Origin of the sequence: Winogradskyella helgolandensis, from assembly GCF_013404085.1 — a bacterium.
GTDB classification, from domain to species: domain Bacteria; phylum Bacteroidota; class Bacteroidia; order Flavobacteriales; family Flavobacteriaceae; genus Winogradskyella; species Winogradskyella helgolandensis.
The window spans coordinates 2,247,903-2,262,412 of the sequence record NZ_JABFHO010000001.1 but is presented as its reverse complement, the minus strand read 5'-3'; the positions used below and the strand labels follow the sequence as shown (position 1 = coordinate 2,262,412).

9 protein-coding genes are annotated in these 14,510 nt (G+C 34.4%); all 9 read left to right on the top strand.

Features of this window, described 5'->3' with window-relative positions; genetic code table 11:
• Window positions 1–372 precede the first annotated feature (372 nt).
• The 9 genes from HM992_RS09345 (at window position 373) to HM992_RS09305 (ending at window position 14,505) form a co-directional block, all read left to right on the top strand.
• Window positions 373–948, top strand: a complete 576-nt coding sequence (locus tag HM992_RS09345; RefSeq protein ID WP_178984728.1) for a cob(I)yrinic acid a,c-diamide adenosyltransferase — start codon at window positions 373–375, stop codon at window positions 946–948.
• A gap of 278 nt (window positions 949–1,226) precedes the next feature.
• Entirely contained in the window at window positions 1,227–1,448 is a 222-nt protein-coding gene (locus HM992_RS09340; RefSeq protein WP_008272287.1) for a DUF2795 domain-containing protein, read from the top strand.
• A 268-nt stretch (window positions 1,449–1,716) separates the two neighbouring features.
• Window positions 1,717–5,070, top strand: coding sequence for a preprotein translocase subunit SecA (secA, locus tag HM992_RS09335; protein ID WP_179319470.1), 3,354 nt, complete (start codon window positions 1,717–1,719; stop codon window positions 5,068–5,070).
• 296 nt (window positions 5,071–5,366) lie between these two features.
• Window positions 5,367–5,804 carry a BLUF domain-containing protein gene (locus HM992_RS09330; RefSeq protein WP_178984726.1) on the top strand — a complete coding sequence of 146 codons (438 nt, stop codon included), beginning with the start codon at window positions 5,367–5,369 and terminating at the stop codon, window positions 5,802–5,804.
• 241 nt (window positions 5,805–6,045) lie between these two features.
• Entirely contained in the window at window positions 6,046–6,726 is a 681-nt protein-coding gene (locus tag HM992_RS09325) for a hypothetical protein (protein ID WP_179319469.1), read from the top strand.
• A gap of 226 nt (window positions 6,727–6,952) precedes the next feature.
• Window positions 6,953–8,398: an MBOAT family O-acyltransferase gene (locus HM992_RS09320; RefSeq protein WP_179319468.1), complete on the top strand. Its 1,446-nt coding sequence runs from the start codon at window positions 6,953–6,955 to the stop codon at window positions 8,396–8,398.
• Window positions 8,399–8,400: 2 nt separating this feature from the next.
• Entirely contained in the window at window positions 8,401–9,345 is a 945-nt protein-coding gene (locus tag HM992_RS09315; RefSeq protein ID WP_179319467.1) for a hypothetical protein, read from the top strand.
• 168 nt (window positions 9,346–9,513) lie between these two features.
• The gene (locus HM992_RS09310) at window positions 9,514–12,789 is read left to right on the top strand and encodes a T9SS type B sorting domain-containing protein (protein WP_179319466.1); all 3,276 of its coding nucleotides are present in this window, start codon (window positions 9,514–9,516) and stop codon (window positions 12,787–12,789) included.
• A gap of 1,299 nt (window positions 12,790–14,088) precedes the next feature.
• Entirely contained in the window at window positions 14,089–14,505 is a 417-nt protein-coding gene (locus HM992_RS09305) for a hypothetical protein (protein ID WP_179319465.1), read from the top strand.
• Window positions 14,506–14,510 lie beyond the last annotated feature (5 nt).

Genomic DNA, 14,510 nt, shown 5'->3' with positions numbered 1-14,510 from the left:
GGCAGTGATCAGTAAAACAGTTACTCTTAGCATTTAGCATTTAGCTCAAACTCGTCATTTCTAACTAAAAAATCTAATCTATATACTCTTTACCATCAAACCTTTACCCTTGGTTCTTGCATCTTGTATCCTGACTCTTACATCCTGTCTCTTTCCAACCAATAACCAACAACTCACAACTCCATCCTCTTTCTTCTATTTTCTATTTTCTATTTTCTCTCTTCTATTGCCTTCATGATTCATCTTCAAATCTCAAAACTTTTCACTTTCCACTTCACACTTTACACTTTTTACTTTTTACATTTTACTTTACACATATAATTTTTAACTCATAATTCTCAACATTTCACCCATAACTCTTAACTTTGAAATATGAAAGTATACACAAAAACAGGAGACAAAGGAACAACCGCACTTTTCGGTGGCACACGTGTTCCTAAACATCATATACGAATAGAAAGTTACGGCACCATAGACGAGCTCAACTCACATATCGGCTTAATCAGAGACCAAGATATAGATCAATTGTATAAAAATACGTTGATGGATATTCAAGATCGACTTTTTACCGTCGGAGCCATTTTAGCGACAGATCCAGAAAAAGCGCAATTAAAAAATGGTAAAGCACGCTTAAACATTCCAAAGATATCTAACGAAGACATTGAGAAACTAGAAAAAGGCATGGACCTCATGGAAGATAGTCTTCCACCAATGACGCATTTCGTTTTACCTGGTGGCCACACAACCGTGTCATTCTGTCACATTGCACGTACGGTGTGCCGTAGAGCGGAACGTTTAGCATCGCATCTCAATGACTTAGAACCGTTTCAACCCGAAACTTTAATGTATATTAATAGACTATCTGACTACCTTTTTGTGTTGGCACGGAAGTTGTCACATGACTTACACGCTGAAGAGATAAAGTGGATTCCCAATAAAGAATCTTAATTAAATGTCATTGCGAGGACGCAGGACGAAGCAATCTCTTTAGTAATTGGATTAAACAGCAAAATTTAGTCTGAAATAAAAGTTGAAAATTATACGTTCTTTTTATTAATGATAAAACATTTATAAATGAAATTTGAAAGATTCAAAACGCATAAATATAAATGTTCAGCGAGACCAGAATATTAATTTATTTGAGATAAATACTAATTAACTTAATTTTCTCTTGGATTGTTCAACTAAAAAATTATTTTTGCAAAAAATTAAATTACAACGCAATTATGTATTGGACATTAGAATTAGCATCTTATTTAAGTGATGCGCCTTGGCCAGCAACCAAAGACGAGCTTATTGACTACGCAATTAGAACAGGAGCACCTTTAGAAGTTGTTGAAAATTTACAAGCAATAGAAGATGAAGGAGATTCTTACGACTCTATTGAAGAAATTTGGCCAGATTATCCTACTGACGAAGATTACCTCTGGAATGAGGACGAATATTAACATATAAAATTATCACAAAAAAGTCTCTTGCGTTATCATAACTGAGAGACTTTTTTTATTTTCGGGAGGTTTTTTTCCGAAACGAAATTTATAAGATATTGATGATCCCCTCGAGGATAATCGAAATGAAAATATATTTTAATTGAAGATACCGAGCGAAGCTCATTAGAAGTGTTTTTAATTAGATATCATGTTTTTAAAATATGTAAAACTAACTGAAATTAACATTAAAGATTGATACCAATCAATCCATTACAAACATCATAATATGACCTTTTTAGATAAAGTACTTAAAGTTTTTGTTGGAGATAAATCCAAACAAGACGTTGGTGCCATTAAACCTATTGTTGAAAAAATAAAAACGTTTGAAAAAGCTTTAGAAGCTTTATCGCATGACGAGCTTAGAGCAAAAACAGCTGAATTTAAAGCAAAAATTGCCGAAGCAAGACAACCTCTTCAAACAAAAAAAGATGATCTTTTAGCAAAAGCACAACTTACAGAAGACATCGACGAACGTGAAGACATGTATCTAGAGGTCGATAAAATTGATGACGAGATTTACGAAGTCACTGAAGGTGTTTTAAACGACATTCTTCCCGAAGCGTTCGCCGTGGTAAAAGAAACTGCAAAACGTTTTGTACATAATACGCAAATTCCGGTGACAGCAAATGCGTTTGACCGTGAAATTTCTGGTGATAATGATTATGTAACCTTAGAAGGTGACCAAGCCGTTTGGTCAAACTCTTGGGATGCTGCAGGTAAACCAATTACTTGGGATATGATTCACTACGATGTTCAATTGATTGGTGGTATTGCGATGCACCAAGGTAAAATTGCAGAGATGCAAACTGGTGAAGGTAAAACATTGGTAGCGACGCTTCCGGTATATTTAAATGCCTTAGCTGGTAAAGGAGTGCACTTAGTAACAGTGAACGATTACTTAGCAAAACGAGATAGCGCTTGGATGGCACCAATCTTTCAGTTTCATGGTATGAGTATTGATTGTATTGATTACCACCAACCTAACTCTGATGCACGTCGTAAAGCCTATAACGCAGATATTACTTACGGAACCAACAACGAATTTGGTTTCGATTATTTACGTGATAACATGGCACATTCGCCAGATGATTTAGTACAACGTCCACATCACTATGCGATTGTTGATGAGGTCGATTCTGTATTAGTCGATGATGCACGTACACCATTAATCATTTCAGGTCCAGTTCCTAGAGGAGATGAGCACGAATTTGATGCCTTAAAACCTAAAGTAAATGCGATTGAAGAAGTGCAACGTAAATACTTAATAGGTGTTTTAGCTGAAGCAAAAAAGTTAATTGCAGCTGGTGATACAAAAGAAGGTGGTTTTCAATTATTAAGAGCTTACAGAGGTATTCCTAAAAATAAAGCATTAATAAAGTTTTTATCTGAAGAAGGTGTAAAACAATTGCTTCAAAAAACGGAAAACTACTACATGCAAGATAACAATAGAGAAATGCCTAAAGTAGATGAGGAACTCTATTATGTTATTGATGAAAAAAATAATCAGGTAGAATTATCTGATAAAGGAGTTGAATTCCTTTCTGGTGAAGATGATCCAAATTTCTTCGTGATGCCTGAAATCGGACTTGAAATCGCTAAAATTGAATCACAAGGATTATCCTCTGAAGAAGAAGCGAATCTCAAAGAAGAATTATTTAGAGACTTCGGAATTAAGTCTGAACGCATTCATACGTTAAATCAATTACTTAAAGCTTACGCTCTTTTCGAAAAAGACAATCAGTACGTTGTTATGGACAACAAAGTTATGATTGTAGATGAGCAAACCGGTCGTATTATGGATGGTCGTCGTTATTCTGACGGATTACACCAAGCGATTGAAGCTAAGGAAAATGTAAAAATTGAAGCCGCAACACAAACGTTCGCAACCGTAACACTTCAAAATTACTTTAGAATGTACCGTAAATTATCTGGTATGACAGGTACTGCGGTTACAGAAGCTGGTGAACTTTGGGAAATCTACAAATTAGATGTTGTTGAGATTCCAACTAACAGACCAATCGCTAGAGATGATAGAGACGATTTAGTTTACAAAACAAAGCGTGAAAAATATAATGCCGTTATCGATGAAGTCACAACTTTAGCACAAGCCGGAAGACCTGTACTAATTGGTACAACTAACGTTGAAATTTCAGAACTTTTAGGTAAAATGTTAAGCATTCGTAAAATAGACCATAACGTCTTAAACGCGAAACAACACAAAAAAGAAGCTGATATTGTAGCACAAGCTGGTAATGCAGGACAAGTAACCATTGCCACCAACATGGCTGGTCGTGGTACCGACATTAAGTTAAGTGAAGACGTTAAAAAAGCAGGTGGTTTAGCCATTGTAGGTACTGAGCGTCATGATTCTCGTCGTGTCGATAGACAGTTACGTGGTAGAGCTGGTCGTCAAGGAGATCCAGGAAGTTCACAGTTCTATGTGTCTTTAGAAGATAACCTAATGCGTTTATTTGGCTCTGAACGAATCGCTAAGATGATGGACAGAATGGGCTTAAAAGAAGGTGAAGTGATACAACACGGCATGATTTCTAAGTCTATTGAGCGTGCACAGAAAAAAGTAGAAGAGAATAACTTTGGTGTGCGTAAGCGTTTATTAGAATATGATGATGTGATGAACGCACAACGTGAAGTCATTTATAAACGTCGTCGTAATGCTTTACATGGTGAACGTTTGAGAGTGGATTTAGCGAACATGATTTTTGATACGTCTGAAGGTATTGCTGAAACGAATAAAAACGCCAACGATTTTAAGAATTTTGAATTCGAATTGATTCGTTATTTCTCAATGGCATCCCCTATTTCTGAATCTGAATTCGGAAAAATGAATGCGACTGATATTGCTGGTACGATTTATAAAGCAGCCTTTAAGCATTACCGCGAAAAAATGCAACGCGCAGCAGATTTAGCATTTCCTGTTATTGAAAATGTATATGATACACAACGCGATAAATTTAAACGTATCGTTGTACCATTTACAGATGGAGTTAAGAATTTACAAGTTGTAACAGACTTACAGAAAGCCTACGAAACTAAAGGAAAGCAATTAATTAATGATTTTGAAAAGAACATTACCTTAGCCATTGTAGATGATGCTTGGAAGGTACATTTACGTAAAATGGACGAATTAAAGCAATCGGTTCAGTTAGCTGTTCATGAGCAAAAAGATCCATTGTTAATTTATAAGTTTGAGTCTTTTGAATTGTTTAAAGCAATGATTGACCAAGTGAATAAAGATGTAATTTCATTCTTATTTAAAGGTGAAATCCCTCAAGAAACAGCAGATACTATTCAAGAAGCAAGAGCACGTAAACAAGAAAAATTAGAAACTCAAAAAGACGAGATTCAAAATTTAGATGAGCGTTCTTCTCAAAGCAGACAAGTTGGTGAAGGTGCATCGCGCCAACAGCAAGTGGTTGAAACTATCGTTAGAGAACATGCAAAAATTGGTCGTAATGATAAGGTGACTATTAAGCATGTAATGAGTGGAGAAGCCAAAGAAGTAAAATACAAACAGGCCATTCCTTTAATTGAAAAAGGAGAATGGGTTTTAGTTGAATAAATTCTTGCGGACGCAGGCATCTCATGAAAGAGAAACCTAAATATTACATTTAATTCTGCGCACTAAGCACATTCTAAAAAATCCTGATGTTATTAACCCATCAGGATTTTTTTAATTTTATAAATAAGTTGATCACCTTAAAATGCTCCATATTGAAATTACAATAGGCTTCTTAAGCCTATGAATTAGTTTCTACACTTTACACAAGCGCAATTAATTTGTGAAGTAAATTGTTATTTTAGCGCAGCTTCACTTTATAAAAATCAAGCATCACATTGTCAACTCTAAAAAACAATATGTATCAATTAAATTACCATTCTATAGGAAACTCAGATTTAGAGCTTGACGATTTAGACAATATTCTTGAAACAGCTATTGCTACCAACACAGCAAATAATATCTCAGGATGTCTCATCTATCATAATGGAAGTTTCGTTCAAATTCTAGAAGGACTCGAAAAAGATGTGCTAAACGTATTTGAAAACATTATGGCAGATAAAAGGCACCATAGCATAAAAGTATTGTGGGAGGCACCAGTTAAACAGAGGTATTTTTCGGAATGGAGTATGGCTTTCTATCGTCCAATAGACAAAGATCTTCAACACTATGTTAATAACCTATTAATCCTTACAGACCTCTCTAATAGGTCCACTGGTTCATTATTGAGCTTCTGGTCATCAGTACGTAAAATAATACGTGGAGGTACATTAAATCAATACGAAAAAGTCTATTAAATAATCACATAAATTGGCTGGTCACATTTCTTTAACGCTTATAAAATCCTGATGTAACCCATTAGGATTATTTTTGTGATATACGTGTTGTCACTTCGAGTGTTCCACTTTTTTGTCGGAATGTATTGAGAAGCTTTAAAACACAAAAAATCATATAGACTCAAATACCTTCATCTCATCAGATTTTAGTAACTTTAAAAACAACAATTCAATCCAATAATCTAAAAATCCAACAACCAATATGAAACTCATCATCACAGCATTCGTTTTTGCAGGACTATTAGTGTCTTGTAATTCATCAGACAAAACAAAAACGACCATACAAGAATCTGAGACCACGGAAATCACAACAGAATCCACACTAACCGAAACAAACAAAGCCTTACAAGCTATCACTACTGATGACGCCTTAATTGCAACCGCACTAATGGCCGCTCCAGAAGCCAGTAGATCTGGATGTAAAGTGATTGGCTATAATATGGCAGGTGAATTTGTAACTTTAAAAGAAGGTGATAATGAATTTATTGTGCTTGCAGATGACCCTAACAAAAATGGATTTAGTGCAGCATGTTACCATAAAGATCTCGAACCGTTTATGGCAAGAGGACGCGCTTTAAAAGCCGAAGGAAAAAAGCATCAAGAAATCTTTGACATCCGTGAAGAAGAAATGAAAGCCGGTAAATTTAATATCACCTCAGGAGCGACGTTGCACATCTATTCCGGCCCTAAAGCCGAGTACGATCCAGAAACTGCAAAAGTAGATGGAGCAAAATTACGTTATGTGGTTTATTTACCGTGGGCTACCTCAGCATCTACAGGTTTACCAGAAGCACCAGTAGCTTCAAACCATCCTTGGATTATGAATCCTGGAACACACAGAGCACATATTATGATTTCTCCTTTAGCAGATGAAAGCCATTAGTTAAAAAAAAACAGAAGAATTAATTCAAATTGAAGTCTAAATAAAACGTTGTTAGTTTAGAATAATAAGTACGCTCTAATTAAAACAATACTATCAACGCTTATAAAGCGATGCAATTCAGTTCGATATTTATTCATTAAATTCGTCGTTTCACTACGCTAAAAGAAGTCAACTTTAAAGTTCTATTTATGCGAATCAAATACTGAACTATTTTAGACTAAAAAAAATGCTTTTTAACTCCATTGATTTCGCTATATTTTTACCAATCATTTTTATTATTTATTGGTTTATCGCGAATAAAAACCTAAAGCTCCAAAATTTAATAATTGTAATCGCCAGTTATATATTTTATGCGTGGTGGGATTGGCGCTTTTTATCTTTAATCCTATTTAGTAGCCTTGTTGATTATTTGATTGGACTTAGCCTATCTAAACAAGACAACGACACAAAAAGAAAACAGTTGCTATGGATTAGCATTTTCGTTAATCTTGGTTTTCTTGGGTTCTTTAAATACTTTAATTTTTTTATTGACAATTTTACGAGTGCCTTTTCATTATTTGGTACTGAAATCAGTTCAAATTCCTTAAATATAATTCTACCCGTTGGAATTAGTTTTTATACGTTTCAAACCTTAAGCTATTCTATAGATGTTTATAAAAGAAAACTAGAACCCACTAAAGACATTATTGCATTCTTTGCTTTTGTGAGCTTTTTTCCTCAACTAGTAGCAGGACCAATTGAACGTGCCACAAATCTATTACCTCAATTTTATAAAAAACGTCATTTCGATTACGCTAAAGCTATTGATGGCATGCGACAAATACTTTGGGGATTATTCAAAAAAATAGTTATTGCAGATAATTGTGCTGAATATGCCAATCAAATTTTCAACAATTCTTCAGACTATTCAGGAAGCACTTTAGTATTAGGTGCTATCTTTTTTACATTTCAAATTTATGGTGATTTTTCTGGGTATTCAGACATTGCCATTGGAACGTCGCGTCTCTTTGGTTTTAATTTAAAACAAAATTTTGCAACTCCATATTTTTCCAGAGATATAGCTGAATTTTGGAGACGTTGGCACATATCGCTTTCCACATGGTTTAGGGATTATGTCTATATACCTTTAGGTGGAAGTCGAGGTAGTCTATTAAATAAAATTCGGAATGTATTCATCATATTTCTAGTCAGTGGATTTTGGCATGGTGCAAATTGGACCTTTATCGTTTGGGGAGCGTTAAACGCATTATACTTTTTGCCCATTCTTCTCACAAAAAAGAACAGAAATTATTTAGATATTGTTGCAAAAGACAAACGCTTACCAAGTCTTAAAGATTTTTGGTTAATGTCATTTACTTTTGGGTTAACCGTTTTTGCCTGGATATTTTTTAGGGCAGAATCGCTTCAACATGCCATAGATTATATTACAGGTATATTCTCAGGGTCTTTATTCAATATACCCCAATCACTAACAAGTGATACGTTATTAACGCTACTTCTCATCTGTTTCTTTATCGTTATAGAATGGTTGGGACGGGAAGGACAACACACCTTATCTCAACTTTGTAGAATTGAAAAACGCTATTACAGATGGTGTTTTTACCTTATCATATGCCTACTGATTTTTATGCATCAAGGAAAACAACAAGAATTTATATATTTTCAATTTTAGTTATGAGCATATTTATTAAACGTATTTTACTTTTCACGTTCCTTTTATTAGGCATAATTGTTTTGACTTTAATTGGAGCAACATCTTTAGATAGAAAATTTACGAGTTTTAAACTTCAGAACAATCCTAAATATATCGTTTTAGGGCATTCTCAACCCGAATGCGCATTTAACGACAGTCTCATTCCTAGCTTAAAAAACCTTTCTCAATCTGGCGATTCCTATTTTTACATTTACTCTAAAATGAAAGAGGTTATTAAACAAAATTCTTCACTAAAAGTTGTTTTTATTGAATTCACAGACAATCAATTAAACATGAATGAAAATATTTGGAGTAACAAATACATACCCTACAAATACCCTAAATATTCTTCTTTTATCAGTAATTCTGACCAACTATTATTATTAAAAAAGAATCCAGCAGCATTTATAAATGTGCAGTCGCTTTCCCTAAAAAGGAAACTTACAAGAATCATTAAAAATGACGAGTATTTCTCTAACGACTTTGGTAATTACTTCTATTTAAAACGAGACAAAACAGATTCTTTAGTAAATACACTATCTAGCCTAGAAGAACCACCTCAATCAGTAGATGATAAGGTTTCCGAAGTCAATTTATCATATCTGGATGCTATAATTAAATTTTGTGAAGAAAACAGTAAAAAAGTTATTTTGATAAGAAGTCCGCTTCACAAAACATATCGTGAGTCTGTTAATGAGGAAAAATATCTTGAAATACTGAAAACACGATACGGAACTATAGATTATATGGACTTTTCAAGTTTTCCACTCTCTAATTCTCAGTATGGAGATCTTCAACATGTAAACCATAAAGGAGCTAAGGTATTTTCTGAATGGTTTGCCACGTTATTACAGAACGGGTTATTGGAAAAAGAAAACAAACAAGCATATATAAATGACATGATGCCAAATGAAACGGAACAATAAACCTTAAAAAGAATATAAAATTTGCTTACTTAATTAGAGCCTAACGAATCGTAATAACCTCTAAAATTCTTACATAATTAAATCTATTTATTATTTTTAGGCATCTGTAAACAATTATCAATCCTAAAGATCACAAGTCGATAGTATTGACAAACCCTAAATTAAAGAATGCCTAAACCTTTACAATTTATTTTACTCGGTATATTATGCTTTGGCTATAGCATTCAGTCTTTTGCGCAAATTACGTTAACGCATAATGTAGGCACCACTCCAATTGCGACAGACATGTTCTCTTGTGAAAGAGACGAGAGCTGGTCTAAGATATTTGTTTTAGAGGATTTTGGGATCAACCCCAATGAGCAGTTTAAAATAACGTCTGGACAAGTTGCGCTGAGTCAGTCTAATGACGGAGCACTTTTACAATTTAATGTGTATAGTATTGATGCTAACTTCCCCGTGTTTTTTTACTCGCTTTATCCGCCAGTAGTGCTCGGAAGGCGTGGCATCGGACAATCTCCAAATATAAACGGCACTCCCGAAATTATAAATGTAGAATTTGACGAACCCATAATTGTCCCTGCTGGTGTTGAAAGGATTTTGGTTACGGTACAAAAGCACGACGATTTTTACAACCCTGCATCATCTCAGGTATTTATTGCGGGAACCGCCGAAGACACTGGAGAATCTTGGTATGAAGGCTGTGATGAAAACTATGGTTTAACTCCAACTACCGATTTGGTAAACCCCGTTCCGGATGCTAATTTTTATATTAATGTTACCGGAGAGATTATTGATATACAAAGCACAGGATCTACCACGAGATTATCTCATAATGGTTGTGACGATATCATAAAAACAGACATCCATTCTTGCTCATCATCGTACATTTATTGGGCTAGAGCATTTGATTTAGATGAATTTGGAATTTCAACCGATGAAGAGTATGTCATTAATTCGGGGCAAGTAGGTATTAATAATGTCGGATGGTTACCCGAAATTAGTTTTAATATTTATGAAATAGACGATAATTTCCCAGACTCATTTTCAACATCAAACCTCATAGGAAGTAGTCAAAACCAAGAACTCTCACCTACTATAGGAGATAGCCCTCAGATCGTTGAGGTTGTTTTTGATACTCCAATCGTTATTCCGGCGGGAGTTGAGAAAATTTTAGTTGAAGTTCACAAAGGAATTGCATACGGAAGCGGACTCGCCTTTATTGCAGGTTCTACTCAAAGTAACGAATTATCTTGGCAAAGAGGCTGTACCAATTTCGGAGGTGGACCTGCAGGTAATGATCAATATGTTTCTACAGCATCTTTTGGAAGGCCAAATGCTAATTTTTACATCAATGTAACAGGAGATGTTAATCATACATCCAATACGCTTTCAATGAACATTTCTAATATCTGTTCAGAGTTTCTAAAAGAGTTTAGTATTGAAGAAGCTTCAAATGTTGCTTCTATACAATGGGACTTTGGAGATGTAGCTTCTGGCACAAATAATACGTCCGTAGATTTATCTCCGTTTCATGATTTTTCAGCAGACGGTACCTTTACGGTGAGCGCTACAGTGACTACAACGAATGGAACTATTGAAGTTATTACCGAAACTATCAATGTCATAGAACCGCCTACTGCTTATGGCATTAATAACATCTATGCGTGCGAAGATAGTTTTGGAACAGGTCTATCATCATCCATTGATATTTCAACAATTACAGCACAAGTTTTAGGTGGACAAACCGATAGAATTGTGACCTTTGTTGATGGTAACGGTGCGGAACATAACACCTTACCTAATCCCTATTCAAATACGGTTAGAGATCTAGAAACCATAAAAGTAAGAGTTTATAATCAAGGGAGTCTCTGTTGCTATTCTGAAACCTCTTTTGATATCATAGTAACCGCAGCACCCGAAATTAATACTATAGATGATTTATTTTTCTGTGATGATGATAGTGATGGTTTTACCACATTTGATTTAAGCAACATACCAAGCGATTTAATTAATGGGCAACCAAATCTCAATGTAGAATTAATTAATAGCAACAATGCTACAATTCTACCTTCGGACTATTCCAATTTTACAAATCTTACAATTAATGAAGATATTATAACGGCTAGAGTTACAAGTACAACTACAAATTGCGTGTCTGATATTGTAATTAATTTGTCCGTAAATACGAATCCTGTTGCCAATGATATCCCAAACCTATTAGGCTGTGACGATAATAATGATGGTATTTCTGAATATTTTGATACCTCTACTATAGAAAGTCAATTGCTCAATGGTCAATCGGGTTTAAGCATCAGTTATTTTGATGAAAACAATAATCAACTACCAAGTCCCTTACCAAATCCTTTTACCAACACAAGCGCGTTTAATCAAACTATAACAGCGAGAGTTACAAATACGTCCTCAGCATGTTATGACGAAACAACATTTCAGTTACAAACAATTACCCAACCTAATATTAATCATCCTAGTAATTTATACGCTTGTGACCAAGGTGATGGGTATTCGGAATTCGATACCTCATCAATTGAACAGGCTATAATTGGTAATCAAACGGGGTTAGTAATAGCTTATTACGACGCTAATGGAAGTCCGCTTCCAAGTCCATTACCAAGCACTTTCGAAAATACGGAACCATTTTCTCAAACCATCAATGTAAAAGTTGAAGATGCTTCTAATCCAATCTGTTATTCTGAAACCTCTTTTAATTTAATCGTTAATCCTTTGCCAGAAATTGACTTAGACGAAGATTATATGATTTGTTACTTAGAACCCTCACTTTCATTATCTGTAGACACCGGCTTTTACACATACGCATGGTATTCTGAAAATGGCACATTATTATCTTCTACGCGTCATGTTACCCTAGAAAACGAAGGAACGTATACAATATCTATAACACAACTCGAAAATAATACGGAGTGCGAACAATCATTTTCGTTCCGTTTAACTCGCTCTATGCCAATCGCAATAGAAGATGTGAATTATGGAGAATTAGGCCATAACTTTATCGAAATCATTGCCACCGGAGATGGAGATTTCGAATACTCCATAGATGGCATCCACTATCAAAACAGTAATTTCTTTCCTGATCTTAAAGGTGGTGTTTATGATGTGTATGTAAGAGATAAAAATGATTGTGGTGAAGCGTCTAGAGAAGTTATTATAATTGACTATCCAAAATTCTTTACACCAAACAACGATGGTGACAATGATTTTTGGAGAATTAACGGCATTAATAAGTTTCCAAACTCAACCATATTAATCTATGATAGGTACGGTAAATTAATGAAACAACTATCTGCAAATGACTTTGGCTGGGACGGGTTTTATAATGGAACAGAGATGGCGCCAAACGATTATTGGTTTACTGCTAATCTTGGTAATGGAAAAATATTTGAGGGGCATTTCTCTTTAAAACGATAATATTTTTATAGCTTAAAAATGATATTCTTAAAAGATGGTAAGACCATTACATAGAGGTTATAGTTAGTTCTAACCCTCGTGGACCTTGTTAACTTACACAAATTAGACATGTGTATTGCAAACCATAAACTATCTAAAAATATAACGAAAATTCCCTCTTTATTTTACAAGTTGTAGCGCTTCTAATGTAAATGATATAAAAAACATTAAGGTCTGCAACTGCGTATTTAAGGTCTTCAATTTTTTAAGGTTAATCTTTATACTGTTTTATAAAAGTCTCATTATTCTAAAATTATATTAGATTTGTAATAAACGCTATAGATTGGATATAGACAATAGCGTATATCCAATTGTTGCCATTCATGCTCACTCAGCTCTAAAAAAAAGTTCTAAAACCGCTTAAAAAGTAGTTTAAAATAATAACTCAAAATATTAATCAACTGACTTTAAAGAATCAATTCGCAAGGTGTACGCGCTAATAATTTTACTCTTATGTTTTTTAAAATCTGACTTGTGCCAAGTAATACGCAACTGTTGCGTCGGACTCTTTTTTGTTGCGTAAAATTTTTATATATTTAATTGCGCAAAAATAATAAAATCACGCATGGCAACATTGTATAAAAATAATACGTGTTTTGTGCTTTATCTAAATTAATAGTGTGTTTACTTGCTTCTGATTTTCCTGCGGAAAATCCTCGCTTACAAACACCGCACTATTCTTATACGTAACCGTTAGCTTTAATGCTGGAGCAAGTTTGCGGTTTGAAAAAAGCCTGGTTTATTTTTCGATTTTTTTTTAGAATTTTAAGTAAGATAAATTAGAAAAACTGTGTGTCGAATTTCAAAAATTTTCGGAATTATCACTCAAATGTGGAATGAAATACAACAGCGGAATTGCTCACTCAAACTCTGAATTGAATTACGCTTGATTTTTTAGCTTGTTTGCGGAATCTAAAACTGAATTGGAAACTCGGAATCTCACGCAATCGGAATTTAGCAAGTTGCGGAATTTGAGCAAGTTTGCGGAATCAAAAACTGCGGAATTTACTCAAACTTTGAAAATAAAAATTATCGAAAAAAAATAAATTCGGAATAAATTACTAAACGGACAAAAAAGCACTAAAAGCTAACAACGTGTATAATTAATTGCTTTTTTTAGATTACGTGCGAAAATTCCGCTGGAATTTTCTCGGGTTCGGTCAATTTTTGCTAAATTAGTTGCCAAACCACGCAACTAACTTATACACAAAACCGTTGTGCACTATTTGAGAAAACCGTTACGCCGAATTGAAAACAGTGATGAAATTAACAAATGAACAGTTTACAGAAGTTGCTTTTATTTTCGAAAAGGAGAACGGAAATTCTCACTCGGAATTTGAAAAAGGAATAATTGCGGAATCTAAACTGACCGAATACAAACCGACTGAATTGGAAAAAATAATAGTCGACGGACTGAACTCTGGAATTTATAAAAACGAGGACGAACGAGTTAGTGGATATTGGAGCTTATCAAAAATCGGAAATCGGAATTTAATAGCGGAATATAAAAAGTGGTTGCGAACGGAAGTGGAAAACGAAAATGGAATTGCAGTTTTTCAAATATTAATCGGACTTGACCGACTTGACGAACCTGTCTTTAATCAAAACCGAACTGGACAAGGAGTCGACGAAACGGAATTGAATATAAGAGATGCTAAACAGTATCTGAAAAAATAAAAACA